Origin of the sequence: Brevundimonas lutea (genome assembly GCF_003704105.1) — a bacterium.
Classification (GTDB): Bacteria; Pseudomonadota; Alphaproteobacteria; order Caulobacterales; family Caulobacteraceae; genus Brevundimonas; species Brevundimonas lutea.
On sequence record NZ_QUOQ01000005.1, the window covers coordinates 218,372 to 245,086 of the forward strand.

A 26,715-nucleotide genomic window follows, 5' to 3' on the forward strand; every position below is an offset into this window, starting at 1 on the left:
CACGCGGCGGCTCACTGCTTGAGCGAGGGTTGGGCGGGCGTCTGATTGCTAATTCACGCCCTGATCCAGCGCGCGAAAGGCCCGCACCGCCAGCTCCGTGGCGGCGGTGAAGGCCTCCGGGCGGACGCGGTCGAAGTCGTCGGTGGGCTGGTGATAGTCCGGGTGGAAGTCGACGCCCAGATAGATGAAGGGCACGCCGGCGCGGAAGAATGGGCCGTGGTCCGAGGCTTCGACCCAGTTGTTCGCGCCCGTATCCTGCGGCGTGTCCTTGCCGAAGCTCAGGCTGATGCCGTCGACCGGCGCGATCGGCTCCAGCAGAGGCCGGAAGCTAGGGTTCTGATAGGTCCCCGTGACCCAGAGATGGTTGTCGGTCTCGGCCCGCGCGGTCATGTCGAGATTGAGGTTCAGGGCGATGTTGGCCAAGGGCACGACCGGGTTCTCGACGAAGCGTCGGGCGCCCAGCAGGCCGGATTCCTCGGCGTCGAAGAAGACGATCAACACGCTGTGCTCCGGCGGCCGAGCCTTCAGTCGGCGGACCAGCTCCAGGACGCTGGCGACGCCCGAGGCGTTGTCGTCCGCGCCGTTGTGAATCTGGTCGTCGTGGACGCCCAGGTGATCATAGTGGGCGGTGACCACGATGTAGCGGTCGGCATGGGTGGTCCCGGGGATGAGGCCCAGGATGTTGGCGCCGGAGACCTGGCGCGTGCCGCTCTGGCGGCGGACCTCGCCGGAGATGGCCTGGAGGCGGCCGGACGGCGGGGCGGCGACGCCCAGATCTTCCAGCCGCTGGACCAGATAGGCGCGGGCCTTAAGACCGCCCTCGGTGTCCGGCGCGCGGCCCTGCATGTCGTCGGCCGCCAGGATGCGCAGGTCCTCGATCAGGCGTGACGGCCCGACATCGGGCGCGGAGTCCGGGGCGGTGGCGCAGCCGGCGACGAGGGCGAGGGCGGCGGTGAGGGCGAGGATCGGACGCATGACGGCTCCAGATGAGGACGGCGTCACCTTAGCCGTTCGCGTGGCTATGGCCACGGGGTGTCAGCCGTGTATTCAGGCCGCATGACCCTGATCGACGCCGCCCGCCCAGGCATCCTGCCGTGCCAGTCCATCGAAGCCCTGATCGCCGCCGGAGCGGTCACGTCCGCCACACCGTTCGATGCGGACCAGGTCCAGCCGGCAAGTCTGGATCTTCGGTTGGGGGGTCACGCCTGGCGGGTGCGGGCCTCGTTCCTGCCGGGCCGGCGCCGAGTCGAGGAGCGGATCGCCGATGTCGCCATGCACCGGCTGGACCTGACCGGCGGCGCGGTGCTGGAGAAGGGCTGCGTCTATATCGTCGAACTTCAGGAGCGGCTGAAGCTGCCGCCCGGCCTGATCGCGCGGGCCAATCCCAAGAGCTCGACCGGACGGGTCGATGTGTTCGTGCGCCTGCTGACCGATCGCGGCGACGCCTTCGACGACGTGACCGAGGGCTATGAGGGGCCGCTGTATCTCGAGGTGGCGCCCCAGACCTTCTCCATCCTGGTCAGGCCCGGCACGCGGCTGAACCAGCTCAGGCTAAAGGCAGGCGATCCGCCGCGTCTGGAAACCCGCAGCGTGGGCGTCGAGCTGGGCGAAGGGATCGTGGGCTTTCGCGGGCGGCGCCATGCGGGCGTGATCGATCTGGACAGGATCGATGGCCACGACCCGCGCGCCTATTGGGAGCCTCTGGAGGCGCGGGGCGGCGAACTGCTGCTGGATCCGGGCGAGTTCTACATCCTGGCGTCGTCCGACGCGGTGGAGATTCCGGTGTTGCAGGCGGCCGAGATGACGCCGATCGACCCGTCGGTGGGGGAGTTTCGGGTCCACTATGCAGGCTTCTTCGATCCTGGCTTCGGCACCGACGAGGCGCATGGGGCGGGCTCACGCGGGGTGCTGGAAGTGCGGACCCACGATACCCCCTTCCTTCTGGAGCACGGCCAGACGGTGGCGCGGCTGGTCTATGAGCCCCTGACCGAGCGGCCCACGCGGCTGTATGGCGAGGGCGGCAGCCACTATCAGAGCCAGGGCCTGAAGCTATCGAAGCACTTCAGGGCGTGGGTCTAGCGTTCAGTCGCTCGGCGGCCTGATCCGTTCCGCCAGGGCCTGCTCTTCCTCCGGCGTGAGGGGCTGGACCGGCTCTCGTCGGCGGCGGGACCAGGCGAGGAAGACGGCGAGGCCGCCGAGTCCCAGGACGAAGGGCGCGCCCCAGAGCAGGGCGGTCAGGGCGTTGAAGGGCGGGCGGAACAGGATGAAGTCACCGTAGCGTTCGACCAGTTCGCGCTCGATCTCGCGATCGGTGGCCCCGGCCTCGACCCGTTCGCGGACCAGACGGCGCAGGTCTCCGGCGATGCCGGCCGGACTGTCGGCGATGGATTCGTGCTGGCAGACCACGCAGCGGATGTCGCCGAACAGGCGCTGGGCGCGGGCCTCGGCCTGGGGATCGGCGAGGGGCTGGTCGGGGGCGGCGACGTCTTGGGCCATGGCCGCGCCGGCAAGCGCGCACCAGGCCGTCAGCGTAAGGAGCAACCGCCGGATCACGACCTGCGCCTCCGCGTCACCGCCACCCGCAGCCGGGGATCGGTCAGCGACACCAGCCCGCCCAGCGCCATCAGCGCTGGTCCCAGGAAGATCAGCCGCGCCCAGGGATTGTGATAGGCGCGCACGCTCCAGGCCGGCTGGCCCTCGGGACCGGCGCGGCGTTCGCCCAGCACCACATAGAGGTCGTCCAGACCCCGGAAATCCAGCCCGACCTCGGTGGTGGTCTGGCCGCCGGCGGGCCAGAAGCGGCGTTCGGCCGTGACCGCGCGGGCGCCCGAGCCATTGTCGCGCGACAGGGTGAAGACGCCCTGTTCGGCCAGATAGTTTGGCCCCTCGACGATGCGGACATCGTCCAGCGTCACGCGCCAGTCGGCGAAGGCCACGGGCGGATCGCCGGGCGACAACACGGAGGGAACCTCGGTCTTCAGCCCCGTCTCGACCACGGCGCCCAGCACGAACACGCCGAGGCCGATGTGCGCCAGCGTCATGCCCCAGGCGCCGCGCGGCAGGCCCTTGGTGCGGCGCCAGACCTCGGCGCCGGGTGCGCGGAACAGGCGGGTACGCTCGACCAATTCTGTCAGGGTGCCGAGGATCAGCCAGGCGCCGATCATGACGCCGACCGCGACGATGGCGGCCGAAAGGGATGTCAGGGCCAGGCTGGCCACGCCCGCGAGCAGCGACAGGCCGGCCGCCCACTTCAGCCGCTGGAGCACGCCCATCAGGTCGCCCCGCTTCCAAGCCAGCAGCGGGCCGGCAGGCAGGATAAGGGCGGCGGCGGCCATCAGAGGGGTGAAGGTCAGGTTGAAATAGGGCGGGCCGACCGAGATGGTCTGGCCGGTCGCGGCCTCGAGCAGCAGCGGATAGAGGGTGCCGAGCAGGACCGTGGCGGCGGCGGCCGCGAGGAACAGGTTGTTCAGCACCAGGGTCGCCTCGCGGCTGACCGGGGCGAACAGGCCGCCGGGCTGGAGGCTGGGCGCGCGCCAGGCGAACAGGGCGAAAGCCGCGCCCGAGGCGACGCCGAGGATGGCCAGAAGCAGCATTCCCCGCTCCGGATCGACGGCGAAGGCGTGGACCGAGGTCAGGACGCCGGACCGCACCAGAAAGGCGCCGAGCATGGAGAAGCTGAAGGCCAGCAGGGCCAGGAACACGGTCCAGCCGGCCAAGGCGCCGCGCCGCTCGGTGACGATGGCGGAGTGCAGCAGGGCCGCCGCCGCCAGCCACGGCAGGAAGGAGGCGTTCTCGACCGGATCCCAGAACCACCAGCCGCCCCAGCCCAGCTCGTAGTAGGCCCAGAAGGCCCCGAGGGTGATGCCGACGGTCAGGAACGACCACGCCGCCAGCGACCACGGCCGCACCCACCGCGCCCAGGCCGGATCGACGCGGCCGACGATGAGGGCCGCGACCGCCAGGCTGAACGGCACCGACAGCCCGACATAGCCGGCGTAGAGCAGCGGCGGATGCACCGCCAGCGCCGGGTCCTGGAGCAGCGGGTTCAGCGACGCGCCCTGCACCGGGGCGGGGTCGAGGCGGGTGAAGGGGCTGGAGGTAAAGACGGCGAAGGCCAGGAACATGGCGTTGAGCAGGCCCTGGCAAGCCGTGGCCCATGCCCGGAGGCCGAACGGCAGGCCGCGTCCCAGGGCCAGCGTGGCGCCGAAGCCGGTCATGACCAGGCACCACAGGACCAGCGAGCCTTCGTGACTGCCCCAGGCGCCGGCGACCCGATAGAGCAGCGGCTTGGCCGTGTGGGAATTGGCCGCGACGTTCGAGACCGAGAAGTCCGAGACGATGAACAGATGGATCAGGGCGGCGAAGGCGATGGCCACCGCGATGGCCGAGGCGATGGCCGCGCCCTCGGCGGCGCCGGTCAGGACCGGACGTCGCTGCGCCGCGCCAAGGCCGGCGGCCACCGCCTGCATCACTGCGAGCGCCAGGGCGAGGGCGAGCGCCAGGGCGCCGAGTTCGGCGATCATCCGGGGGTCGCGCCCGAGGCCGTTACGGGCGGGCGATAGGCGGCGGCCTGGGCCTCGGCGCTGTCGCCGCCGCGCCATTCGCCGGTTTCCTTCAGCCGGTCGGCGACCTCGCGCGGCATATAGGTCTCGTCGTGCTTGGCCAGCACCTCTGAGGCCTCGAAGATGCGGTCCTCGCGAAACCGGCCCTGGGCGACGATGCCCTGACCCTCGCGAAACAGGTCAGGCAGGTCGCCATCGAAATGCACCGGGGTGACGGCGGCGTTGTCGGTGACGGCGAAGATCACCCCGCCCTCGGCCGGATGGGTCACGCTGCCGGTCTGGACCAAGCCACCGAGCCGGATCAGCCGCCCGGCGGGGACCGCTTCCGTGGTGATCTCTGACGGGCTGTAGAAGAAGGTGACGCTGTCGCGCATGGCCCACAGGCTGAGGCCCGTGGCCAGCGCCAGGATGGGGGTGACGGCGGCGATCAGCCACAGGCGCCGCCGGGCCTTGGGGGATTTGGGAAGCCAGCTCATGGGGTCGCGCCCCATAGCGCCGATCCGCGCGGCGGCCAATGCGGCGTTGTCACGCGCCAGACTCCAGAGCGGCGAGCAGGGGCGCGCGACGCGGGTCGTCGTCGGGCAGGCCCTCGATCAGCGGACGCCACAGCTCGGCGGCGCGGTCGCGATCGCCGCGCTCAAGGGCGGCCTGGCCCAGGAAGAAGCGAGGCGGCTGGGCGGTCGGATCGATCTCCAGGGCGCGGGAGAAGGCGGCCTCGGCGTCGCCGCCGATGGCGCCGTCATTGGCCAGGACCAGGGCCTCGCCCAACCGGCCCCAGGTCTCGGCATGATTGGGACGCAGTGTCAGGGAGCGGCGAAAGGCGGATGCGGACCCCAGCGGGTCGCCGGCCTCCAGACGGGCGCGGCCGAGGAAGGCCTGGGCTTCGGGATCCTGCGGCCGCTCGCCGGCGGCGCGTTCGGCGACGGCCGCCAGGCGAGGAGCGTCCAGCTGATCGATCTGGCCGGACCATTCGGTGACGCGCTGGGCAAAGGGCTGATCGGCGCGACCGGGGCTGCCGGTCACGACGTAGACGCCGAGGGTGACCACGGCGGTTGCGACGACACCGGCCAGCAGCAGGGGACGATCGGAGCGGACGGCCCGCATTTCGGCGTGCTCGGGGTCGGTGCGCAACAGGCGGCGGCCGGCCTCGGCTCGGGCCTCGGCATGGGCATCGGCGTCAATCAGGCCGCGCTCGCGCAGACGGTCCAGTTCGGCCAGTTCGGCCGCACCCGTGACATCGGCCTCGGCCGGGCGGTCCGCGGCCAGCCGCGCGCGCCACAGGATAAGGATGGCGGCCGCCGCCGTCGCCGCTCCGCCGATGAGCCAGAAGCCTATCATGGCGGCGCTTTAGCCGATCAGGCGACGCGAATCGAGCCGAGCGGATCCTCCTGGGCGCGCTGTTCCGCCGCGGCCAGACGACGCCGCGCGGCCGTGGCCAGGGCGCCGTCGCCCAGCCGGTCCAGGAAATCGGCGGCGCGCTCGATCAGTCGCGCCGCGCGCGCTCGGTCCTCGACCTCTCCGTCATTGAGCCGGTTCACCGCCTCTTCGACATAGTCGGCCAGGCGCAGGTCCAGGGTCTCGCCGATCCGCGCCTTTTCGGCCGCGCAGCCCAGGATGGCGGCGGCGGCCTTCAACCCCGCGAACAGGATCAGCCGGCGCTGGGCTTCTCCGATCGCGGGGCTATCCGGGTCAGCCTCGAGATCCGGCGCCTTGCGGGTCATGCCCCGGGCGATCCGCGCGCTGGCGAGCGGCAGCGCCTTTTCGACGGCCTTGAGCGCGGCCTTCATGTCGTGGACGGCCCGGTCGGTGAGGCGCCGGCGCAGGGTCCGTTGTCGCGTCGCCCAGGCGCCGCCGGGACGAAGCTGGAGCGTCAGGGCGACCTCGGCCAGGATTTCGACCGCCAGGTGGAGCTTGCGGTCGGCCGCCTTCACCTCAGCCTCGCTCGCCGACGCCGGGTCGATCGAAAGATAGACCTCGCCTGCGGCCTCCGATCGCGTGATCAGACCCTCGACCAGAGCAGACAGTTCCGATCCCTCGATCACCGCCTCCTGCTCGGCGTTGGGCGCCGACAGCGCCACCAGCCTCAGGGTCTGGGCCGGATGAGCGGCGAGGTGTGCGGACAGGATGCGCAGCACCCGCATCACCCCGTCCTCATGCATCGCCTGGGCGTCGCGAAGCACCAGGCGGAAATGGGTGACGGCCTCGTCGGACGGCCGACCCGTCAGTTCGGGCAGCAGGTCCGGGAGGTCCCGCAGGCGCGTGACCAGATCGAAATCCGACGCCAGATCCAGCGCATCGACCTGTGTCCAACTGGTGGGGTCGTCGCGCAGCAGCCCCGCCGCCACGCCGCAGATCTTGTCGGCGGCGCCGTCAGCCAAGCGCCTGTCGTCCAGCATCTCGACCAGACCGGGCTGCAGATCGCTGATCTCGGCCCATAGGCGATCTCGCACCTCGGTCGGAAAATGGCTGCCGTCGGCATGGTTGGACAGGGCCATCAGCGGCCGGAAGGCGAAGTTCATGGCCCTTCGCCGCTCGCGCTCGGCCTCGACCATCTCGCGCACCTCGGCCAGCCGTCCGGACGTTCCGGCCAGGGCGGCGCGCAGCCGCTCGAGGACGGAGTCCGGCGATTTCTCGACCACCATCCGCACCATGGCGGCCTTTCTGGCGGGGATCGCGGCCATCAGGAGGGGAGCCCGGCGGTCATCATCAATTGTGAGGATGGCGGCCAAAGCTTAAGGAAAACTGTGGCTCACAGCTCAGCGGACGGCAGTTCCAGCACCGCCTTCAGCCCGCCCATTTCGCTGGCCGCCAGGCTGAAGCGGCCCTGATAGGCGCGGGTCAGCTCCTCGACGATGGACAGGCCCAGACCGGTGCCGGGCGTCGCTTCGTCCATCCGGGCGCCGCGCGCCAGTGCGGCCTCCCTCTGGTCCTCGGGCAGGCCGGGCCCGTCGTCCTCGACCACCACCACCATCTGGCCCAGGCCGGTGGCGCCCGCCGACACCCGCACCCGACCCTTGGACCATTTGCAGGCGTTCTCCATCAGATTGCCCAGCAGTTCCTGCAGATCCTGACGCTCGCCCCGGAAGGCCAGTTCGTCCGGCGCTCGCCAGTCGATCTCCACGCCTTTGGACTGGAACACCCGCTCCAGCATCACCGCCATTTCGTCGATGACCTCGCCGACGGGCGTGCGCTCGCCGGAGATGCCCGCCCGGGCGGCTGCGCGGGCCCGGCGAAGATGGTGCTCGACCTGGCTGCGCATCGCTTCCGACTGGCGGCGCACGACGTCGGACAGCGGATCGGATCGCTCGCCGGCCTCGGCCAGCAGCACCGACAGCGGGTTTTTCAGGGCGTGGGCCAGATTGCCCACATGGGTGCGCTGGCGTTCCACCGTCTCCTGATTATGGGCCAGAAGCTTGTTCATCTGCTCGGCCAGGGGCGCGATCTCGATCGGATAGGCGCGTTCGATCCTTGTCGCCCGACCCTTGCGGACGTCGGCGATCTCGGTCCTCAAGTCGTAGAGCGGGCGCAGACCGATCCTCACCTGGATGAACACCGCCAGCACCAGGCCGGCGCCGAGCAGGCCGAGCGCAGCCCAGGTGAAGGCGGCGAACTGGCGCGTGTCGGCGTCGATGTTGGAGCGATCGATGGCGGCGATGAACACCACCGGGGTGGAACGCCCCGGCAGCCGCTTCATGGTGGCGGCGATGCGCAGTGGCTCGCCGACTGGTCCGACGGCATTGTAGCTGATCGAATCGCCGAACCCGGCTTCAAGCCGTTCAATCAGGCTGTCCGGGGCCGGCATGTCAGCGTCCCACAAGGAGGTCGAGCGGGTGAGGACACGCAGCGATCCATCGTCCCGCGGCTCGCCCACAACCCAGTACTTGCCGGAGAATTCATTGAGGGTGCGCTGATCCAGGATTTGCGGCGTCACCACCGTATTCTCCGTCGCGGTGGTGGCCACGATCAGATTATCGATGGTCGTGTTCAGCACCCCACCCAGCCGCCGCAGCCCGGACTCCTGAAACTGCGAGGTCAGCACCGCGCCGGTCAGCAAGAGGGCTAGGACGATCCAGGCCGAGGCCAGCCACACGAGACGACGAGTCAGGGACCGGCCGGGCCGGCCGAAATAGCGTCCCACGTCGCGGAACGGCCGGGGCGTCACGCGGGCGCGGTCTCCCCGGGCAGGGCCGTCAGGCGATAGCCCAATCCGCGCACCGTTTCGATGCGCTCGGCACCGATCTTCTTGCGGACCCGCCCGACGAACACCTCAATGGTGTTGGAGTCGCGGTCAAAGTCCTGGTCGTAAAGGTGCTCGACCAGCTCGGTTCGACTGATCACCCGGCCCTGATGCATCATCAGATAGTGCAGCAGCCGGTACTCCAGCGAGGTCAGGCGCAGAGGCTCGCCATTGACGCTGGCGCGGGCGGCGCGGGGATCCAGACGCAGGCCACCACATTCCAGGGTGGCAGTCGCGTGGCCGGCGGATCGGCGCAGCAGAGCCCGCAGCCGGGCCAACAGCTCCTCGGTGTGGAACGGCTTGGTCAGATAGTCGTCGGCGCCGGCGTCGAAGCCCGACACCTTGTCGGACCAGGCGCCGCGCGCGGTCAGGATCAGCACCGGCGTTGTCTTGCCCTCGCGCCGCCAGCGCTCCAGCACCGACACGCCGTCTACCTTGGGTAGGCCCAGGTCCAGCACGATCACGTCGTAGGGTTCGGTGTCGCCGAGGAAGTGGGCCTCCTCGCCGTCCGGGGCGTGATCGACCGCGTAGCCGGCGTCGGCCAGCGCCGTCTTCAACTGGCGGGACAGGTCGGCGTCGTCCTCGACGAGCAGCACGCGCATTCAGCGTTCTCCCAGAATCCGGCCGGTGCGGCCGTCCACGGTGATGTCGGAAATTCGGCCCCCGGGATACTCCCAACGCACGACATAGGTCAGGGTTGAGCCGCTGCCGCGTTCGGAGACATTCAGCATGCGGCCCTCGCGCCCCGCCGAAACGCGGCGCACCACGTCGCGGGCCGAGATGCGCTGGCCCTCGCGCGCCTCCTCGCGCGCCCGGTCCTGGCGGAACTGGCTGACCAGGGGGCTGTCCCCCCGGCGTGACTGGGCCGAGGCGACATCGACCCCGACGGGGCCGACGGCGATCAGGCCGGCGATCAGAACTGTAAGCACACGGGACATCATGGTCCCTTCCCTAAGGTCACGGCGCTGAACGGCGACTGAACACTGATGACCACGGTTGTTTAACCTTGCCCCAAAGCCGGTTCCGTCGCGCGGGGCCGCGATGAACGGCGCCTGAAACAGCCCGTTCAGCGCCCGATCAGCTCGCCCCTGCTTACCTGGAGTCATCGTCGCCCTCATGGGCGCCGAGATCAAGGAAAGGATGACCCGATGACCCGTCCCGTCGAACGCTCCGCCCCCGCCCGCGCCGCCGCCGCCCCGTCCGATATGCGTTCGGCGGCCGGAAAGGCGCTGCTGCCCATGCTGGCCGCCGCCGCCCTGTCGGTGTCCGCGCCGAATGTCGCCGAGGCCCAGGCGTGGAACGCGCCGGGCCAGTGGGTGTCGATCAACGCCCGCCAGGCCAACCTCGATCACCGCATCGACGTCGGTGTGCGCAACGGCCAGCTCAACCGCCGCGAGGCCGCTCGTCTCCGCACCGAGTTCCACGCCCTGGCGCGGCTGGAGACCCAGTATCGCCGGGGCGGTCTGACCCGCTGGGAGCGCACCGACCTGGATCGTCGTTTCGACCGGCTGGCCGCCCAGATCCGTGTGGAGCGCCGGGACCGTCAGAACGTCGGCCGCTGGTAGATTTCAGCGCGCCGCGACGCGAAGGGTGCTTTCGAGCACCGTGACCGCCTGGCCTCTCAGGATCAGGCGGTCGCCGCGCGTCTCGGTCTCGATGTCGCCGCCCCGGCCGGGAAAGGCCTGAAGGAAGCGCACCACCGGCCGGCCCAGCTTGTCGGCGAACAGCGGCCCGAGGATGCAGTGGGCCGAGCCCGTCGCGGGATCCTCAGCCACGCCTGAACCCGGCGCGAAAAAGCGGTCTATGACGTCCACGCCGTCGGCCTGATCGGCGGGCGCAGCGACCACCAGATTGCCGGGTCCGCCTGTCGCCTCGTGGCCAAGGCGGTGGATGGCGGCGATGTCGGGCGTCAGGCCGCGCACCGTCGCCGCGTCCGCCATCAGGGCGACCAGATAGCGCCCGGCCCAGACCTCGAGCGGCGCCGCCCCCAGAGCCTCGGACACGCCCATCGGCTCGTCGATCCGGCGCGGCGGGTCGGCCGGAAAGTCCATCTCGTAACCGCCATCTCCGCACCGCACGATCAGGGGTCCGGAGCGGGTGTCGAAAGTCAGGGCCTCGGAGTCGAGCGCCAGCACGGTCGCCAGAACATGGGCAGCGGCCAGGGTGGCGTGGCCGCACAGATCGACCTCCATGGCCGGGGTGAACCAGCGCAGGTCAAAGCGGGCGGGGTCGTCAGTGGTCCGCAGATAGGCGGTCTCGGCCTGATTGTTCTCGGCGGCCAGAGCCTGCATCCAGCCGTCCGACGGCCAGTCGGCGAAGGGCTCGACCACACAGGCCGGATTGCCGCGAAAGGGCTCGGCGGCGAAGGCGTCGACGGTCCACTGGCGCATGGCGCTCTCCCTCAGTCGATGACGCGAAGCTCGGGCCAGCGGGCCCGGGCGGAGGCGACGGCCTTGTCCCAGCCCCTGGCGCGGGGCCGGTGGGTATTGGGCCGGATCACCATGTCGAACACGTCGTCGAGGCCGAAGGGCGCGGCGACTGTGATTGTGTCGTCGGGCTCAAGCCGGACGCCGACCGCGAAGGCCGGGGCGACGAACCGCGCGAGCGCCTCGTCGGTTGAGGCGAGCGGTGCATAGGGTTCGCCGAAGCGATCCTCGAACCACAGGTGAACCCGGGCCTGGTTGCGGATTTCGACCAGGCTGTCCAGCGGCGGCGGCAGGTCGCAGGCGGCGCGGCGGATGATCACGTCCTCGGCCTCGTAGCTGAGGTCCGACGCATCGAAATAGGCCAGGTCGTAATCCTTGACCCCATAGTCGGGCTCACGACCGGTCCGGGCGTTCCACACCGCCTGATAGACGGCGCCGGACACGATCCGCCAGTCGGGCAGATCGAGGCCGCGCGCCGCCTCCAGCGCGCGCATCAGGCCGGGGGTGGCGCGGAGGATTTCGACCAGTTCGGCTGTCCGCGCCGTCATCGGTCCCGCACCGGCCACGCGTGGTCCAGCGGCCCGTGGCCTGCGCCCAGGCCGGGGGCGCGCCGGATGGCCTCCCCGACATAGGCCCACGCGCGGGCGACCGCGTCCGGCAGGGGGCGGCCCATGGCCAGGCCGGCGGCGATGGCGCTGGCCAGGGTGCAGCCGGTGCCGTGGGTGTGGCGCGTCTCCAGCCGCTCGGTCTCGAACAGGGTCTCGCCATCGCCGGTCAGCAAGAGGTCGATCAGCACCGACCCCTCGACATGGCCGCCCTTCATCAGCACGGCCCGGGCGCCCATCGCCAGCAACGCTTCGCCGGCGCGCCTCTGTCCGTCCAGGTCTGCGACCACGATCCCGGTCAGGGCCTCGGCTTCCGGCGCATTGGGGGTCAGCAGGGCGGCGCGGGGGACCATCAGGGCGCGCACCGCCGCGATGGCGTCATCGGGCAGCAGGCGATGACCGCCCTTGGCCACCATCACCGGATCGACCACGGCCGGCGCTCCGGCCTCGTCGATGAGCCCGGCCACGGCCTCGACCACGGCGGTGTCGCCCAGCATGCCTGTCTTGAGGGCGTCGGTTCCGATGTCGGACAGCACCGCGCGGGCCTGGGCCTCGATCAGGGCGATCGGCAGGGGATGGACATCGTGAACGCCCAGAGTGTTCTGCACGGTGATCGCGGTGACCGCTGTTGCCGCGTGCCCGCCCATCATCGTTATCGCCTTGATGTCGGCCTGGATCCCGGCGCCCCCGCCGGAGTCGGAGCCGGCGAGGATCAGAACCCTTCCCTTGTCTTTGACGCTATCGCTCGCGACGCGGTCGCTCGCTGCTTGAGCGGGAGTGGAAGACGGATCGACGGGATTGGCCATCAATGCGCGCCCGAGAACAGCTTCAGCCCGACGATGCCCGAGACGATCAGCAGGATGCAGACGATGCGCACCGCCGTCGCCGGCTCGCCGTAGAGGAAGACGCCCACCGAGGCCGCGCCGACCGCGCCGATGCCGGTCCACACCGCATAGGCCGTGCCGATCGGCAGCCGCTGGGTCGCGGCCCACAGCAGAGCCATCGAGGCGGCCAGCGCGACCAACACGCCCAGCGAGGTCAGCGGGCGCTGTGGTCCGACGAACTTCAGTCCCGAGGCCCAGACGATCTCCAGCAGACCGGCGACCACCAGGATCAGCCACGGATTGACGGTGTTCAGCGACATGCCGGCCAGATGGCCCGGATGGCGGCCGGGGGCAAGCGCGCCTGAAACCACCCCTATATTGACGACCGACTATATAGATGGTTAGCTATGCAAATGACCCCCGCTTTCGCCGCCCTCGCGGATCCGCATCGTCTCGCCATCGTCGCCATGCTGGCCGACGGCGAGCGACCGGCCGGTGATTTCGTGCAGGCCCTGCCGGTGGCCCAGCCGACGGTGTCGCGCCACCTGTCGGTGCTGCGCGAGGCCGGTCTGGTGCGCGTCAGAAAAGCGGGCGTGCAACGGCTCTATTCGCTCGATCCGAGGCCGCTGGCCGAGATCGACGCCTGGCTGGAGCCGTATCGCCGGTTCTGGTCCTCGAAACTGGACGCCTTGGAGGCGCACCTCGACCGGGAGTTTCCCCAATGACCGACGGCCACACCCTCGGCGCCGACGCCGGGACCTGGCGCGAAGCGGACGGCGGATGGGAGCTGCGGTTCGAGCGCCGCCTGCGCCATTCGCCCGAACGGGTCTGGGCCGCCCTGACCACGCCCGAGGGCCTGCGCGGCTGGCTGGCCGCCGCCGAGATCGAACCGCGCGCCGGCGGGGCCATGATCCTGACCTTCGAACAGCCCGAAACCGAGGACTTCCCCTGTCGCGACGACGTGCGCCGCCAGGCCAACGAGATACTCACCTGGCGGCCGCCCGAGCTGTTCGAACACAGCTTCGGCCACCCCGACTCGGTGGTCAGCTGGCGCCTGCGGCCGGACGGCGGCGGCACGCACCTGACCCTGACGCACCGCGTGCCGGCCGAGTGGGAGCGTGACCTGTCGCGCACCCTCAGCGGCTGGCATCATCACATGGAGGGGCTGGACGACGCGATCAGGGGCCGGCGTCACGGCTGGGATTGGCCGCGGTGGCGAGGGCTGCGCGCCGCTTATGCGGCGGAGGTCCGCCAATGACCGAGTTAGGCGTAGCTGAGGCCGGCATGCTGATCCGCCGATCGCCGGAGGTGGTGTTCGCCGCCGTCGCCGAACCCGATCAGATCGCCCGCTACTGGTTCACCGAAGCGAGCGGGCCGCTGGCCGAGGGCGCCAGCGTGCGCTGGACCTGGGGCATGTACGGCTTCTCGACCGAGGTTCAGGTCAAGGCCTTCGAGCCGGGCCGCCGCATCCTGATGGACTGGGACGTCGACAGCGATCCGACAGAGGTGGAGTGGGTCTTCGAAGACCATCCGCTTGGAACGTGGTTGACCGTGGTCAACCGGGGCTTCTCGGGCAGCCCGTCCAAGCAGGCGGCCAAGGCGATCGAGTCCACCGGCGGCTTCGCCCTGGTCCTGGCCGGGCTGAAGGTCTGGCTGGAGCATGGGATCGAGCCCGACCTGGTCGAGGATCGCCACCCCTCGGCCTGGGCGCCGGGATGGGCAGGCGGGCGATCAGAGGAAACGACACGATGAGCGATTGGCTGGATCAAATGGTCGGCGAGTGGACCTTCGAAGGGCGCTCCGTGCCCGATCATCCCGCGCAACGGCAGACCGGGACCGAGCGGGTCGATCGCCGGGGCGTCTGGCTGGTGATGGAGGGCAACGACTATCGCTTTCAGATCGCGCTCGATCCCGAGACCGGCGAGGCCACGGGCGACTTCGTCAACTGGGGCCACCCTCATCTGTGGACCTATCGCGGAGGCGTGGAGGCCGACGGTCGGCTTCACCTGCGCAGCCGGGGCCCCAGCTTCGATGGGGAGGGCGAGGTCGCCGACTACGACGACGTGTTCGAACAACTCTCGGCCGATCATCGACGGCAGACCGGTCGGGTCAAGGGCGCTGACGGCCAGTGGCGCGACTTCACCGTCACCGACTATCGCCGCAAGGGAGCCTCCGCATGATCCGCATCAGGCTGACCAGCATCGCCGTCGACGATCAGGACAAGGCCGAGGCCTTCTATGTCGGCACGCTGGGCTTCCAGGTGAAGCAGAACATTCCCATGGGGTCGGTGCGCTGGTTGAGCGTCGTCTCCCCTGCCGATCCGGAAGGGGTCGAGCTGTCAATCGAACCCGGAGGCCAACGACCTGAGGTTCGCGCCTTTCAGGACTGGATGCGAGCGCAGGGCATCCCCTGGACTGCCTTTCAGGTCGATGACATCGACGCCGAACATGCGCGCCTGACCCGACTGGGGGTCGCGTTCCTCGGTGACCCCCAGGACATGGGCGCCGTGCGTGGCGCCACACTGAACGACACCTACGGCAACCTGATCATGCTGTATCAGGCGATCGCGGACTGAAGATCAACGACCCCCGCCTCGCCATCCTCGCGGGCCCAGCAGACGCTCGAAGCGTCCGCGTTCATGGACAGGGCGACGACCGGCGCGCCGCGATCCTCGCTGAGCCAATTCAGCCGGTCGCCTGCCGGCTCGGCCAGCCACACCCGGCCGTCGGCCAGACCCGCCGCGAGATAGCCGTGGGCCGGGCTGGAGGCCACGGCTGTCACAACCGTATCGTCGCCCTCGCGGCCGATCTCGATCGCCGACTGGCCCATGGGCCCGTTGGCGCCCGACAGCGGCCACAACACGCCCCCGTGCGCGCCCGAGGTCGCCATCAGCCGGCCCTTGGCCAGAAAGCTCATGTCGCGGATCCGCGCCGGATAGCCGCCCATGCGCATGTCCTTGGCGTCACTGAGCCGCCAGCCGTGCAGCTGGTTGTCCTGCATGGCGGTGAACAGGAAGCGACCATCGGGGGCGAAGGCCACGGCCGTGTGCGACCCGGCCCATTTCATCATGGTCGGCTTCTGGCTCTCGATGCGCGCGAACCACAGGGCCGCCCCGCCATAGGTCGCCGCCGCCAGCCGCCGCCCCTTGGGATCGAAGGCCAGGGCCGCAACGGTGCGTTCATGGGCGAAGTCGCGGCGGAACAGGTCGTCCTTGACGTCCAGCACGCTCGCGGTGCGTCCGCTGGAAAAGGCGATCAGGCCCGTCCCGGGCGCCGCCGCCACGGCGTCGACCCAGCCCTTGACGGTGGCCAGCACGGCGGCGGCGTCGCGACGCGTCCAGACCAGCTTGCCGTCGTCGCCGCCGGTGACGATCCCGTCGCCGGACGGATGGACGGCGGCGCACAGCACCGCCCCATCATGCGCCTCGGTCCGCTCGCCCGAGGCGAACCGCACCGACCCGTCGCCGAGCGCGAACACCGCGCCCTGGCGATCGAACAGGGCGGCGGTCGGCTGGGCGTCAAAGGTGAAGGCCGTCACGCCGCGCAGGCCTCGAAGCCGGCCTTGAGCGCGGCCTCGTCCAGGTCGCGGCCGATGAAGACGGCGCGGCTCCAGCGGCGCTCGGTGTCGCCCCATTCGCGCTGGAGATCGCCCTCCAGGATCATGTGCACCGCCTGAAAGACCAGGCGACGGTCCTCGCCGTGAACGTCGATGATGCCCTTGGCGCGCAGGATGTCCTGGCCCTTGGAAGCCAGCAGCTCGTCCAGCCAGCGGGTGAAGCGGGCGCCGTCGATAGGCCGATCGAGGCTGAGGGAGACGCCCCGGATATCGTCCTGATGGGCGTGGCCGCGCGCGCCGGAGGGAGAGTCCAGTGTGTCCAGTTCGCCGTCGTGGTCATGATGGCCGTGGTCGTGGCCATGCTCATGCCCGTGGTGATCGTGGCCGCAGTGTTCGTCGTGGACGTGGCCGGGCTCGCCGTGGGCGGGCCCCGACCCGGGCGTATCGAATTCCGGATGGAGGTCGCGGATGCGCTCCAGATCGAAGCCGCCCAGCCCCAGCACCTGGTCCAGCGGCACGTCGGCACGCACGGCGCGGGTGATAGGCGCCAGCGGGTTCAGCCCGCGCAGGCGTCGCTCCACGGTCGCCAGTTCGTCCTCGGAGGCGAGGTCGGTCTTGTTCAGGATGATGCGGTCGGCGAAGGCGACCTGCTCGCGCGCTTCCTTCGAGTCGTCCAACCGCGCCATGACGTGACGGGCGTCGACCAGGGCGGTGACGCTGTCCAGCTGGGTCTTGGCCTGGACATCGGCGTCGACGAAGAAGGTCTGGGCCACCGGGCCTGGGTCGGCCAGGCCCGTGGTCTCGACGATGATAGCGTCAAAGGCGGGCTGGCCCGGCCGCTGGCGCTTCATCAGGCCGGAGACGACCCGGATCAGGTCGCCGCGCACGGTGCAGCAGACGCAGCCGTTGTTCATCTCGAACACATCCTCGTCGGCCCCGACCACCAGGTCGTTGTCGATGCCGATCTCGCCGAACTCGTTGACGATGACGGCGTATCGCTTGCCGTGGTCCTCGGTGAGGATGCGATTCAGCAGGGTGGTCTTGCCGGCGCCGAGATAGCCGGTCAGCACGGTCACGGGGATCTTGTCGGTCATGGCCGCCAGATGGCGCTTCGGGGGCCGCTTGTGAAGATCAGCAGCCAGGACAATCCGGCAGGGGCTCGGGCTCCGTCTGGAAGGTGGTGTGGCCGATGCCGAAGCGATCGCGGACCAGGCCTTGCGCCTCGGCCAGAAGGGCCGGGACGTCCGGGCGGTCATGGACCAGGTGCACGGTCAGGGCGGTCTCGGTGGTCGACAGGGCCCAGACGTGCAGGTCGTGGACGGCGCGGACACCGGGGAGCTCGGTCAGGGCGCGGCTGACGGCGGCCATGTCGACCCCGGCCGGGGCCCCGTCCAGCGCCAGATTGACCGAGTCCTTCAGCAGGCCCCAGGTGCCCAGCAGGATCACCGCCACGATGGCCAGGCTGACCAGCGGATCGACCAGGCTCCAGCCGGTCAGCAGGATCACGCCGCCGGCGACGACGACCCCCAGCGACACCCCGGCGTCGGCCAGCATGTGCAGATAGGCGCCGCGGGCGTTGAGGTCGTGCTGGCTGTTCATGAACAGCATGGCCGTGCCCAGATTGATGACGAAGCCGATGCCGGCCACGATCATGATGGTCCAGGATTCGACCGACGCCGGCTCGGCGAAGCGGCGCACGGCCTCGAAGGCGATGGCCCCACAGGCGAAGATCAACAGCAGGGCGTTGCCGAGAGCCGCGAGCACCGTGGCCTTCCCCAGCCCATAGGTGCGACGCCCGCCCGCCGCGCCGTGGGCGCTGTGCCGCGCCAGCCAGGCCGCGCCGCCGGCCATGGCCAGGCCCAGCACGTCCGACAGATTGTGCCCGGCGTCGGCCAGCAGCGCCGTCGAGCCCGCGATCAGCCCGGCCGTGAACTCCACCACCACGAAGGCGAGATTGACCGCCAGTCCGACGGCGTAGCGCCAGTCGCCGGTGTCGACCGGACCATGGTGATGCCCGTGGCCGTGCGTGTGTCCATGCCCGTGGCCGTGCCCGCCGCCCGGATGGTGATGCGTGTGGCTGTGGGCGTCGTGGGCCATTCGCCAGCGTTAGCCCCGTCTCAGTGGGGGTGGAAGAGGACGACCAGCCCGAGCCCGATCAGGGCCAGGCCCAGGATCAGGCCTTCATACCGCGCCAGCCGTTCCAGCTTCAGCGCCGTTGAGCCCGCCCAGGCGAATCCGGTCAGCACGACCATGCCCAGGGTCGCCCCGGCCCAGAAGGCGACGGTCAGGGCGAGCAGCGCCGGAACCCCGGCGTTGGCGGCGCCCAGATAAAGCGGCAGCAGCACCTCGCCGGGCGACACGGCCAGCATCACGATCAGACCCCAGAACGCCGCCGCGTGACCGTGTCCGGTCGTCCGTTCGGCCGCCACGGCCTGGGCGCCAACGCCGCGCGCCGGTCGCCGACTGTAGCGCCACAGATACCAACCGCCCATGCCCAGCAGCGCTCCGCCGGCCAGATAGGGCAGCAGGCCGGTGATCCAGTGATCGATGGCCAGGCCCGCGGCGATGATCACCAGCCCGACCGTCGCGGTCGATAGGGTGTGGGCGAACGCCGCCGCCGCCGCCGCCCACAAGGTCTGGCGACCGGTCCACCCCTGGGCGCGGCCGACAAGGACGAAGGGCAGCCAGTGGGTCGGCAGGGCCGTGTGCAGGGCCGCCGCCACGAAGCCGCCGCCGATCAGCGACAGGGTCAGGGAATGGGCGGCGGGGTCCATCGCCGACCCCTAAACTGTTATAGTGTAACTTTCCAGCAGAATCGCGCGCTGCGGCGATCATCGCTCTTTCAGTCCGGGAGGCCGGGTCCTTTCGCGATTTCGTCGGAGAAGCGATCGAATTCGGCGAGAAACCGCCCGCGCAGGGGGTCTGTCTCCATGATCACTTCGTGCCGCGCGCCTTCGACCTCGACGTAGTGCGCCCCGGGAATCCGCTTGGCCGCCCAGGCGTTGGTGGTCTTCCAGACGCGGGTGTCATCCCCCGACTGCACGACCGCCAACGGCGTCGCCACGCGCCGCAGCGCCCGGGGCTTGAGCGCCCGTTCGCCGGCGTCGAGCGCAAAGGCCAGCCAGCCCCAGGTGGGACCGCCCAGCGCCAGATGCGGGCATGCCAGAAGCTGCTGGCGGAACAAATCGTAGCGGCCCTCGTCGGATGTCAGGGCGTTGTGTTCGAAGTCGTGAGCGAAGGGATCGTCCAGTTCGCCCAGCACATAGTCGCCGGCCTTGCCGTTTCTGACGTGCCAACGGGTGGCCAGTTTGACCGACCACATCGACCGCTTGCCGGTGGTGATGCGGAGCATCGGGCTGGATAGCAAGGCGGCGGCGAAGCGGCTCTCCCCGGCCTGCAGGCTCAGCAGGTTCAATGTCGCGCCCATGGAATGGCCGAGCATCATCCAGGGCTTGGGCAGGCGCGCCTCAAAGGCGGAGATCAAGCGGCTGTAGTCGTCCAGAAACTCCTCGACCGCTCGCGCGTGGCCCTTCATCCGGTCGGGCAACAGGCGCGCGGACAGCCCCTGGCCGCGCCAGTCATGAGCCAGGACGCACCAGTCGCGCGCCAGAAGATTGCCGATGAGCTCATAGTATTTCTCGATCGGCTCGGTTCGTCCGGGGCTGACCACCACGGTTCCGCGCGGCGTCCCGGCTGGTGTCCACAGGGCGGCGCGCAGGCGCAGACCCCCGGCGCCCCTGAACCACTCCGCCGATCCGCCCGGTGGCGGTTGCGCGCCGGGCACCCCCATCAATGGAGCCGCCTCGGCGAACTCCCTGGCTCGGTTCCTTACCGGCGCCCGCTCCGTACCCCCCGCGGCGCTCATGCGGGCTTGCGGAACTTGAGCGTCATGCGGTCGCTCTCGCCAATCTCGTCATAGGGCGTGTGGTCGAAGGTCGGGTCCGGCGGCTCGCCCATCGGCGCGCTAAGACGCTGCGGCGGCAGGGTCTCGACGCCGAAGGGATGGTCCTTGGTATCCTCGGGATTGGCGTTGATGTCGCTGGCCTCGACGAAAACGAAGCCGGCCTCCTCGGCCAACTGCCGGACGAAGGCTTCCTGCACATAGCCCGAAGCCGCGGCCGGATCCTGATCCTCGTCGGCGGCGGCGCGGTGCTGCTCGATGCCAAGGATGCCGCCCGGCTTCAGCGCCACGAAGGCGTCGGCGAAGGCCTTTTCCGCCAGGCCCGCCGCCATGAAAAGATGAAGGCTGCGCATGAACAGGGCCAGATCGGCGCTGCCGGCGGGCGCGACCTCGACGCTGGTCGGTCCGAATTCGGTGATCTCGACATCGCCATAGACGCGACGGTTGCGGAAGCGGTCACGGAACCGCTCCATCAACTGAGCCTGGGCCGGCACCGGCGTCTCGCCCAGTTCGAACCCGGCGGCGTAGAGCTTGCCGCCGCCCCGTGCCAGGTAGGGGCCTAGGATCTCGGTGTACCAGCCCGCCCCGGGCCAGAACTCGACCACCGTCATACCCGGCTGGAGGCCGAAGAAGGTCAGGGTTTCGAGAGGATGACGCCAGACGTCGCGGGCGCTGTCATTGGTACGCCAGTCGCCGGCGACGGCCCATTCAAGCGTGCCCTCACGCGGCCCCGTCGGCGCCGGCGGTTCGCCGGGGTCGGCCGCCTTCTCCTCGCGGCGCCCACAGGCGGCGACCACCCCGGTGGCGGCGGTCAGCATCAGCAGGCGGCGACGCGAGGGGCCCGGACTCGCTTCCGGGGCCGGGAGGGCGCGCTCCGGCAGGGGTGGTTTCACGATCAGCCTAATCCTAGATCGGACGCCCGCATCCGTCCGACCCACGAAGGTCTAGAGACGTTCGCGGGGGGCGTCCACCGTAACGCGCGGCGATTTGCCGACGGGGGCTCAGGCCGCCGGCTTGCGGAACCGCAAGGTCATGCGGTCGCTCTCCCCGATGGCGTCGTAGCGGGCCCGCTCCTCGGCAGTCAGAGTGCGGCCGTCGCCTTCGGAATTGCGCACCGGCGGCAGGGTCCAGACGCCGAAGGGGTGGTCCTTGGTGTCTGCCGGATTGGCGTTGACCTCACTGCGGGCGTCCAGCGTCAGGCCGGCCTTCTGCGCCGCCTGGATCACCCAGCTTTCCGGAACGTAGCCCGTCGAGGCGGTATCAGCGACATTCAGCCCATCCTGAGAGCGATGCTGTTCGATGGCCAGGACGCCGCCCGGCTTCAGCACGCGCGCGAACTCGGCCATGTACTGGTCGACCCGGCCTTCCTGGCGCGCCCAGTTGTGGAACATCCGTGCAGTCAGGATCATGTCGACCGACCCGTCCGGCGCGTCGATGCCCGCGCGCGGTCCGAAATCCACGATGGAGGCCGATGGATAGGCCGCCAGAGATTCCTGCAGCGCCGCGCGGCTCTGGCGGGCGCGATCCGAGACCTCCGGCGCCCCGAGATCGCCTTGGGCGGCGATGTAGCGGCCGCCGGTCGCCTGGGCGTAGGGGGCGAGGATCTCCAGCCACCATCCACCGGCGCCGGGCTCGATCTCCAGAACCGTCGTGTTCGGAGCCAGACCCCAAAAGGTCAGGGCCTCGTAGGGATGGCGGAAGGCGTCGCGCGCCTTGGCGGCGTCGTCGCGGGTGGGATTGGCGAGAGCGGTCTGCAGGGCCGCGTCCTCGTGATGCTCCGGCATCATGGCGCTGGGAGGCTGGGCCTGTTGCGCCACAGCGGAGGGGGCCATCAGGGCCAGAGGAGCGAGAACGGAAGCGAGAACGGCGCGGCGCATCGGGGTGTCTCCGGACGGTTTCGGTCCTTGTAGACGGCGCGAAGATGCGGGCCAAGAAATCACGGCGCCGCACCCCTTGCGGTCCAAAAACGCCCCTCCCATCTCATCGTCTGGACGCGCCGGTTCGCCGGGCGTTCCGGGTTCGCGGGGCTCATCAGAGACCGCAACGGGCCCGATCCCCAACGCCGGCCCGGGCAGACGCGGGCCGGTCAACCTTGCTGATCGCAGAAGGATTGATCATGCGCACCATCGACTTCACCCCCCTGTATCGTTCGGCCGTCGGCTTCGACCGCCTGGCCTCCATGCTGGAGACCGCCTCGCGGGCCGGCGAAGGCGCGGGCTGGCCGCCCTACAACATCGAAACGACGGGCGAGAACGCCTATCGGATCGAGATCGCCGTGGCCGGCTTCCGCCGTGACGAGCTGTCGATCGAGGTCAAGGAAAACCTCCTGACCGTCACCGGCCGCAAGACCGCCAACGACGACGCCCAGGACGGCCGAACCTTCCTGCACCGCGGTCTGGCAGAGCGCGACTTCGAGCGCCGCTTCCAGTTGGCCGACTATGTGATGGTCACCGACGCCTCGCTGGAGAATGGCCTGCTGGCCATCTCTCTGAAACGCGAATTGCCCGAAGCTCTGAAGCCCCGGCGTATCGAGATCGGCGGCGGGCAGGCCCTGATCGAAGGCGAGGCCAAGCTGGCCGGCAAGACCGCGCTCAAGACCGCCAAGGCCGCCTAAGGCCATCGGCGATAGCGAACGACCGAGGGGCGGCGCGACAGCGTCGCCCCTTTTTCGTGGTCAGGCCGCGATTTCGAACGACAGGCCGACGGCCTGATCGAGGACCGCCCCATTGAGTCGGGCCCCCGTGATCACCGCATCGGTCAGGTCCGCGCCAGCCAGGTCAGCGTCCGACAGATCGATACCATTCATCCGCGCTGCGTTCAGGTGAGCGTAGCGCAGGCTTGCCCGGGCCAGGCTTGTCGGCAGGTTGCGACCGGCGCCCAGCGGCAACGGCGTCAGATCGGCCTTGCGGAAGTCGGCCTTGACCAGATTGGCTCCGCCGAAGCGGGCGCCGCGCAGATCGGCCCCAACGAACTTGGCCCCGCGCAAATCGGCGCCCTCGAAGTTCGCGCCCTGCAATTCGCAGTCGGAGAAGTCCAGCGCCACCAGGCAGGCCTGCCGGGCGCTAAGCGCCGCCAGCACATAGCCCTTCAGCCGCGCGCCCAGCGGACGCAGATCGAGCCCGTCGAAGTTAGCCGGCTTGCCGGCCTTGCCGCCGGATTGGGCCCATTGCTGAGCTTCACGGGCCTGCTGGTAGATCATCTCGGCGGCCTGGATGGCCTTGGCGTCGGGATCCCTCAGGGCGCCGCCGAAGTCGGTGCGGTCCAGCCTCGCCCGCTCGGTGGCGCAGCCGGTCAGGACCGCACCCGCGAAGCGAGCGCCCGACAGGTTTGCCCCCGCCACATCCGCTCCTTCCAAGAGAGCGCCCGAAAAGTTGGCGTCCTTCAGATTGGCGCGCGACAGACAGGTTCCGCGCATCGAGCAGTCGGTGAAGTCGGCTTTGAGCGCCTCCAACTGGTCGAAGCGCGAGCCATCCAGGGTGGCGCCGGTGAACACGGCGTCGGTGGCGTCGCCGGCGCGCCGCTCCCGGCGCGCCGCCGCCAGACCCTTGTCGGGGTGCGGGATGGCGATCTGGCCTTCGCGAAAATCGGCGCCGGTTAGGTCGGCCAGGGAAAGATTGGCGCCCTTCAGGCTTACGCCGCGCATGTCGGCCCGGACAAGCACCGCCTGGCGCAGATCGGCCTGACCCAAGTCGGCGCCGAACAGCAGGGCCCGCGATAGACGGACCCCCTTCATCTTCGCGCCTGTCAGCTTGGCGCCCGACAGGTCCGCGTCGTCCAGCATCAGGCCGGACAAATCCAGACCCGACAGATCGACGAACTTGAGCACCGCCCGGCGGCCGTTGGCCCGACCTTCGACATAACGGGCGTGGGCCTCGGCGATCATGGCGAGCTCGGCCTGGGTGATACGGCGGCTGAGGCTCATTCGTCGCCGCCAGTCTGCATCTCGTCGCGACCGCGCGCCCCGGCCATCTGGGCGCCGGTCAGGTCGGCGTGACGGGCGTTGACGCCGTGCACGATGGCCCGCGACAGGTCGGCCGAAACCAGCGACGCCCGTCTCAGATCCGCGCCGGTCAGGTCGGCGCCGCGCAGATTGGCCAGCGTCAGGTCGGCCGGCAGCAGGCGCTCCGGCCCGATCAGCAGCGGCCCTAGCTGCGCCTCGCGCAGATCGGCTCCCGCCAGCCGTGCGCCCTTCAGGCGCGCCCCGCGCAGGTCGGCGCCCTTGAGCTTGGCCGATCGCAGGTCGGCGTTCTCCAGGTGGGCGCCCTGCAGCTGAACACCCTCCATGTCGAGGCCGTAGAAGACCGCGCCCTTGGCCGACAGGGCGGTCAGGTTCAGGCCCCGGATCGAGTCCAGACTGCGCAGATCGACGTTGTCGAACACCGAAGGCTGGCCCTCGGCCCCGTCGGACTCGCACCACCGGGCGTGTTCCCTCAGCATCTCTGCGGCTGGCAGACGCGACACGGGCTCCCCCGCCGAGCGGTTGTCGGTCAGGGCGCCGGTCATGTCGGCCCCGTCGACCCGCCACATGGCCGACTTGACCCCCACCAATACCGCGTCGCGCAGATCGGCCCCGGTCAGATCGGCCCCGGACAGGTCGGCGCCCGCCAGGTCGGCCCCGTTGAAATTGGCCTGCTTCAGATTGGCCCGGATCAGCTTGCAGTCCTTCATGGCCGCGCCGGAAAAGTCGGCGGCCACGGCGATGATGCCGGACAGGCGCGAGCGCTCCAGATTGGCGCCCGACAGATTGGCGCCGCCGGCGTGGGAGATGGACTTGGAGCGCGGCTCGATGACCCGGTAGCCGGAGTGGGCGTCAGCGGCCGCCATGGCGCCCTCGCGCAGGTCGGCTTCGAACAGGTCGGCGCCGGTGAGGTCGGCCCCGCGCAGCGACGCGCCGCGAAGGTCGGCCCGCCTCAGCGACGCCTCGGTCAGGATGGCGTTCTCCATGTCCGCGCCGAACAGATTGGCGTTATCCAGCTTGGTCCTCGCAAGATTGCACTCGACCAGCAGCGCCGCCGACAGATCGGCGTCGGCCAGGTTGCGGCCGGACAGGTCGAGGCCCGACAGGTCCATCCAGGCGAACACGGCCCGCGCGCCGCCCGGACGCGCCTGCCACAACCGGTCGTGGCGCGCGCAGATGGCGTCGACATCAGCCTGGCTGAGCTTTCTGCGCGCGGTGGTCGGATGCCGGACGGACATGCTCGAAAGCCTGCGCCCCGACCACTTAAGGAAGCTTTGATTAAGCCTGTTCGTCGCTGAGCAGGTTCTGGGCGCGCAGGGCATCGGCCAGGTCGCCGGCCGACACCCACAGCCGGGTGTAGCCGGCCTCGCCCAGCCGCTTCAGTTCGGTGGCCAGATCGGCCTTGGGCGAGGCGGCGAAACGGGCGTCGAAGCCCTCCCCGTCGGCGCTGATCCTGACCATGGGCCGGCCGGTCTCGACCCGATGCAGATAGCCTTCGTAGAGAATGGCCGCCTGTTCGGCCATCAGCCCGACCTCGACCTCCAGTCCCGCCTGACGCAGGCGCTCGATTCCACGCCCGGCGGCGAAGGCCGAGGGATCGACGGCCGCCACCACGACCCGCGCCACGCCGGCCTGGACCAGGAAGTGCGAGCAGGAGGTGCGCCCCGAAGAGCGCGCGCCACACGGCTCCAGCGTCACATAGGCCGTGGCGCCCCGGGCCCGCTCGCCGGCGGCGGGGACGGCTTGCTCTTCGGCATGAGGGCGCCCGCCTTGAGCCGTGGCGGCCTCGGCCACCACCTCACCATCGCTGACGATGACGCAGGCCACCGATGGATTGGGCCAGGTGGCGCCCATCTGGCCGCGCGCCAGCTCGATCGCGCGGCCCATGAAGCGAGCGTCGGCGTCGCCGGCGGGGGCGTTCATTCGGCGGCGGCCGGCAGGGGAGGGAGCGGCTGGGCGCGTGCGGCGTCCAGATAGCGCGCGGCCGTCGGCCTGAGCTTGCCGTCCAGATCGATCAGCAGCGGATTGCCGGTCGGGATCTCGACCCCGACGATGCTGTCGTCCGGCACATCGAACAGGTGTTTGACGATGGCGCGCAACGAATTGCCGTGGGCGGCGATCAGCACGTCGTCGCCCGTCTTGAGCCGCGGCGCGATGGCGCTCTCCCAGTAGGGCAGCACGCGTTCCAGCGTCGTTTTCAGGCTCTCGGTATCGGGAATGTCCTGACTGGCGTAGCGCGGATCGGCCGCGAAAGACCATTCACTGTCGGCGGCCATCGGCGGCGGCGGCACATCATAGCTGCGCCGCCAGATCTTCACCTGCGCGTCGCCGTGCTTCTCGGTGGTCTCGGCCTTGTTGAGCCCGGTCAGGCCGCCATAGTGCCGCTCGTTCAGCCGCCAGTCCTCGACCACCGGCACGCCGTCCAGTCCGGCCGCCTCAAGGGCGATTTGGCCCGTCCGCTGGGCGCGTGTCAGGACCGAGGTGAACAGCACGTCGGGCCGGAAGCCCTCGGCGGCGATCAGTTCGCCGCCCTTTCGCGCCTCCGCCTCGCCCTTGTCGGTCAGGTCGACGTCGACCCAGCCGGTAAAGCGGTTTTCGAGGTTCCACTGGCTCTGGCCGTGGCGCAGCAGGATCAGGCGCGGCATCG

Annotated in this window: 32 protein-coding genes; 8 read left to right on the forward strand and 24 right to left on the reverse strand. The window is 70.1% G+C overall.

Going from position 1 to position 26,715, the window contains the following annotated elements; all coding sequences use genetic code 11:
• Nucleotides 1-48: 48 nt before the first annotated feature.
• Nucleotides 49-975 carry a M20/M25/M40 family metallo-hydrolase gene (locus tag EES48_RS10880; protein ID WP_122466691.1) on the reverse strand — a complete coding sequence of 309 codons (927 nt, stop codon included), beginning with the start codon at nucleotides 973-975 and terminating at the stop codon, nucleotides 49-51.
• Between the two features lie 81 nt (nucleotides 976-1,056).
• Between EES48_RS10880 and EES48_RS10885 the strand changes: the two genes are divergently transcribed.
• A complete protein-coding gene (locus EES48_RS10885) occupies nucleotides 1,057-2,079 on the forward strand; it encodes a 2'-deoxycytidine 5'-triphosphate deaminase (RefSeq protein ID WP_122466694.1) in 1,023 nt (340 codons plus the stop codon).
• 3 nt (nucleotides 2,080-2,082) lie between these two features.
• Here EES48_RS10885 and EES48_RS10890 read toward each other — a convergent pair whose 3' ends face one another.
• From EES48_RS10890 to EES48_RS10925, 8 genes are all read right to left on the reverse strand, one after another.
• Nucleotides 2,083-2,496, reverse strand: coding sequence for a cytochrome c-type biogenesis protein (locus EES48_RS10890; RefSeq protein WP_205679435.1), 414 nt, complete (start codon nucleotides 2,494-2,496; stop codon nucleotides 2,083-2,085).
• Nucleotides 2,497-2,549: 53 nt separating this feature from the next.
• The gene (locus tag EES48_RS10895; RefSeq protein ID WP_122466696.1) at nucleotides 2,550-4,523 is read right to left on the reverse strand and encodes a heme lyase CcmF/NrfE family subunit; all 1,974 of its coding nucleotides are present in this window, start codon (nucleotides 4,521-4,523) and stop codon (nucleotides 2,550-2,552) included.
• Nucleotides 4,520-5,038: a cytochrome c maturation protein CcmE gene (ccmE, locus tag EES48_RS10900; protein ID WP_122466951.1), complete on the reverse strand. Its 519-nt coding sequence runs from the start codon at nucleotides 5,036-5,038 to the stop codon at nucleotides 4,520-4,522. The genes EES48_RS10895 and ccmE overlap by 4 nt, the downstream gene beginning before the upstream one ends.
• A gap of 49 nt (nucleotides 5,039-5,087) precedes the next feature.
• Nucleotides 5,088-5,900, reverse strand: a complete 813-nt coding sequence (ccmI, locus tag EES48_RS10905) for a c-type cytochrome biogenesis protein CcmI (protein ID WP_122466699.1) — start codon at nucleotides 5,898-5,900, stop codon at nucleotides 5,088-5,090.
• Between the two features lie 17 nt (nucleotides 5,901-5,917).
• Nucleotides 5,918-7,243: a hypothetical protein gene (locus EES48_RS10910; protein ID WP_122466702.1), complete on the reverse strand. Its 1,326-nt coding sequence runs from the start codon at nucleotides 7,241-7,243 to the stop codon at nucleotides 5,918-5,920.
• 68 nt (nucleotides 7,244-7,311) lie between these two features.
• On the reverse strand, nucleotides 7,312-8,724 hold the full coding sequence (locus EES48_RS10915; RefSeq protein ID WP_122466704.1) for a sensor histidine kinase: 1,413 nt from the start codon (nucleotides 8,722-8,724) through the stop codon (nucleotides 7,312-7,314).
• Nucleotides 8,721-9,401, reverse strand: a complete 681-nt coding sequence (locus EES48_RS10920; protein ID WP_122466709.1) for a response regulator transcription factor — start codon at nucleotides 9,399-9,401, stop codon at nucleotides 8,721-8,723. Before EES48_RS10920 ends, EES48_RS10915 begins: the two co-directional genes overlap by 4 nt.
• The gene (locus tag EES48_RS10925) at nucleotides 9,402-9,740 is read right to left on the reverse strand and encodes a PepSY domain-containing protein (RefSeq protein ID WP_240623323.1); all 339 of its coding nucleotides are present in this window, start codon (nucleotides 9,738-9,740) and stop codon (nucleotides 9,402-9,404) included.
• Nucleotides 9,741-9,947: 207 nt separating this feature from the next.
• On the opposite strand from EES48_RS10925, the gene EES48_RS10930 reads away from it, so the two are divergent.
• Nucleotides 9,948-10,364 (forward strand): hypothetical protein, encoded by a 417-nt coding sequence (locus EES48_RS10930; RefSeq protein WP_240623324.1) that lies wholly within the window; start codon nucleotides 9,948-9,950, stop codon nucleotides 10,362-10,364.
• Between the two features lie 3 nt (nucleotides 10,365-10,367).
• On the opposite strand, the gene EES48_RS10935 is transcribed toward EES48_RS10930, so the two are convergent.
• The 4 genes from EES48_RS10935 to EES48_RS10950 form a co-directional block, all read right to left on the reverse strand.
• Nucleotides 10,368-11,189 carry a PhzF family phenazine biosynthesis protein gene (locus tag EES48_RS10935; RefSeq protein ID WP_122466712.1) on the reverse strand — a complete coding sequence of 274 codons (822 nt, stop codon included), beginning with the start codon at nucleotides 11,187-11,189 and terminating at the stop codon, nucleotides 10,368-10,370.
• Between the two features lie 11 nt (nucleotides 11,190-11,200).
• Entirely contained in the window at nucleotides 11,201-11,773 is a 573-nt protein-coding gene (locus EES48_RS10940) for a nucleotidyltransferase family protein (RefSeq protein ID WP_122466714.1), read from the reverse strand.
• Entirely contained in the window at nucleotides 11,770-12,546 is a 777-nt protein-coding gene (gene thiD, locus EES48_RS10945) for a bifunctional hydroxymethylpyrimidine kinase/phosphomethylpyrimidine kinase (RefSeq protein WP_240623333.1), read from the reverse strand. The genes EES48_RS10940 and thiD overlap by 4 nt, the downstream gene beginning before the upstream one ends.
• 89 nt (nucleotides 12,547-12,635) lie before the next feature.
• The gene (locus EES48_RS10950; protein WP_122466957.1) at nucleotides 12,636-12,974 is read right to left on the reverse strand and encodes a DMT family transporter; all 339 of its coding nucleotides are present in this window, start codon (nucleotides 12,972-12,974) and stop codon (nucleotides 12,636-12,638) included.
• A gap of 93 nt (nucleotides 12,975-13,067) precedes the next feature.
• Here EES48_RS10950 and EES48_RS10955 point away from each other — a divergent pair, with 93 nt between their 5' ends.
• From EES48_RS10955 to EES48_RS10975, 5 genes are read left to right on the forward strand one after another with little or no spacing between them, the layout of a single operon-like run.
• A complete protein-coding gene (locus tag EES48_RS10955) occupies nucleotides 13,068-13,379 on the forward strand; it encodes an ArsR/SmtB family transcription factor (RefSeq protein ID WP_122466959.1) in 312 nt (103 codons plus the stop codon).
• Nucleotides 13,376-13,912 (forward strand): SRPBCC family protein, encoded by a 537-nt coding sequence (locus EES48_RS10960; protein WP_122466718.1) that lies wholly within the window; start codon nucleotides 13,376-13,378, stop codon nucleotides 13,910-13,912. The genes EES48_RS10955 and EES48_RS10960 overlap by 4 nt, the downstream gene beginning before the upstream one ends.
• Nucleotides 13,909-14,406, forward strand: coding sequence for an SRPBCC family protein (locus tag EES48_RS10965; RefSeq protein ID WP_122466721.1), 498 nt, complete (start codon nucleotides 13,909-13,911; stop codon nucleotides 14,404-14,406). The genes EES48_RS10960 and EES48_RS10965 overlap by 4 nt, the downstream gene beginning before the upstream one ends.
• Nucleotides 14,403-14,834, forward strand: coding sequence for a DUF1579 family protein (locus EES48_RS10970; protein WP_162998125.1), 432 nt, complete (start codon nucleotides 14,403-14,405; stop codon nucleotides 14,832-14,834). The genes EES48_RS10965 and EES48_RS10970 overlap by 4 nt, the downstream gene beginning before the upstream one ends.
• Complete coding sequence (locus EES48_RS10975) at nucleotides 14,831-15,229, forward strand: VOC family protein (RefSeq protein WP_205679437.1); 399 nt, start codon at nucleotides 14,831-14,833, stop codon at nucleotides 15,227-15,229. The genes EES48_RS10970 and EES48_RS10975 overlap by 4 nt, the downstream gene beginning before the upstream one ends.
• Here the strand turns inward: EES48_RS10975 and EES48_RS10980 are convergent.
• The 7 genes from EES48_RS10980 to EES48_RS11010 all read right to left on the reverse strand — a co-directional run bounded on the left by EES48_RS10980 (nucleotide 15,211) and on the right by EES48_RS11010 (nucleotide 21,987).
• Complete coding sequence (locus tag EES48_RS10980; RefSeq protein ID WP_122466726.1) at nucleotides 15,211-16,191, reverse strand: WD40 repeat domain-containing protein; 981 nt, start codon at nucleotides 16,189-16,191, stop codon at nucleotides 15,211-15,213. The two genes, EES48_RS10975 and EES48_RS10980, sit on opposite strands and share 19 nt — an antisense overlap.
• Nucleotides 16,188-17,303 carry a CobW family GTP-binding protein gene (locus tag EES48_RS10985; protein WP_122466729.1) on the reverse strand — a complete coding sequence of 372 codons (1,116 nt, stop codon included), beginning with the start codon at nucleotides 17,301-17,303 and terminating at the stop codon, nucleotides 16,188-16,190. Before EES48_RS10985 ends, EES48_RS10980 begins: the two co-directional genes overlap by 4 nt.
• A gap of 37 nt (nucleotides 17,304-17,340) precedes the next feature.
• On the reverse strand, nucleotides 17,341-18,306 hold the full coding sequence (locus EES48_RS10990; protein WP_122466731.1) for a cation diffusion facilitator family transporter: 966 nt from the start codon (nucleotides 18,304-18,306) through the stop codon (nucleotides 17,341-17,343).
• A 20-nt stretch (nucleotides 18,307-18,326) separates the two neighbouring features.
• A complete protein-coding gene (locus EES48_RS10995; RefSeq protein ID WP_122466734.1) occupies nucleotides 18,327-18,983 on the reverse strand; it encodes a hypothetical protein in 657 nt (218 codons plus the stop codon).
• Nucleotides 18,984-19,051: 68 nt separating this feature from the next.
• Entirely contained in the window at nucleotides 19,052-20,074 is a 1,023-nt protein-coding gene (locus tag EES48_RS11000; RefSeq protein WP_122466736.1) for an alpha/beta hydrolase, read from the reverse strand.
• Entirely contained in the window at nucleotides 20,071-20,928 is an 858-nt protein-coding gene (locus EES48_RS11005; protein ID WP_122466738.1) for a class I SAM-dependent methyltransferase, read from the reverse strand. The genes EES48_RS11000 and EES48_RS11005 overlap by 4 nt, the downstream gene beginning before the upstream one ends.
• 183 nt (nucleotides 20,929-21,111) lie before the next feature.
• Entirely contained in the window at nucleotides 21,112-21,987 is an 876-nt protein-coding gene (locus EES48_RS11010) for a class I SAM-dependent methyltransferase (RefSeq protein ID WP_122466741.1), read from the reverse strand.
• 239 nt (nucleotides 21,988-22,226) lie between these two features.
• Here EES48_RS11010 and EES48_RS11015 point away from each other — a divergent pair, with 239 nt between their 5' ends.
• Nucleotides 22,227-22,724, forward strand: coding sequence for an Hsp20 family protein (locus EES48_RS11015; RefSeq protein WP_122466743.1), 498 nt, complete (start codon nucleotides 22,227-22,229; stop codon nucleotides 22,722-22,724).
• A gap of 60 nt (nucleotides 22,725-22,784) precedes the next feature.
• Here EES48_RS11015 and EES48_RS11020 read toward each other — a convergent pair whose 3' ends face one another.
• Genes EES48_RS11020 through gpmA form a run of 4 tightly spaced genes read right to left on the reverse strand, consistent with a single transcriptional unit; the run spans nucleotide 22,785 to nucleotide 26,713 of the window.
• Nucleotides 22,785-24,032: a pentapeptide repeat-containing protein gene (locus EES48_RS11020; protein WP_122466746.1), complete on the reverse strand. Its 1,248-nt coding sequence runs from the start codon at nucleotides 24,030-24,032 to the stop codon at nucleotides 22,785-22,787.
• On the reverse strand, nucleotides 24,029-25,306 hold the full coding sequence (locus tag EES48_RS11025; RefSeq protein WP_122466748.1) for a pentapeptide repeat-containing protein: 1,278 nt from the start codon (nucleotides 25,304-25,306) through the stop codon (nucleotides 24,029-24,031). The genes EES48_RS11020 and EES48_RS11025 overlap by 4 nt, the downstream gene beginning before the upstream one ends.
• 40 nt (nucleotides 25,307-25,346) lie before the next feature.
• A complete protein-coding gene (gene ribD / locus EES48_RS11030; protein ID WP_122466751.1) occupies nucleotides 25,347-25,991 on the reverse strand; it encodes a bifunctional diaminohydroxyphosphoribosylaminopyrimidine deaminase/5-amino-6-(5-phosphoribosylamino)uracil reductase RibD in 645 nt (214 codons plus the stop codon).
• Complete coding sequence (gene gpmA, locus EES48_RS11035) at nucleotides 25,988-26,713, reverse strand: 2,3-diphosphoglycerate-dependent phosphoglycerate mutase (RefSeq protein ID WP_122466754.1); 726 nt, start codon at nucleotides 26,711-26,713, stop codon at nucleotides 25,988-25,990. The genes ribD and gpmA overlap by 4 nt, the downstream gene beginning before the upstream one ends.
• Nucleotides 26,714-26,715 lie beyond the last annotated feature (2 nt).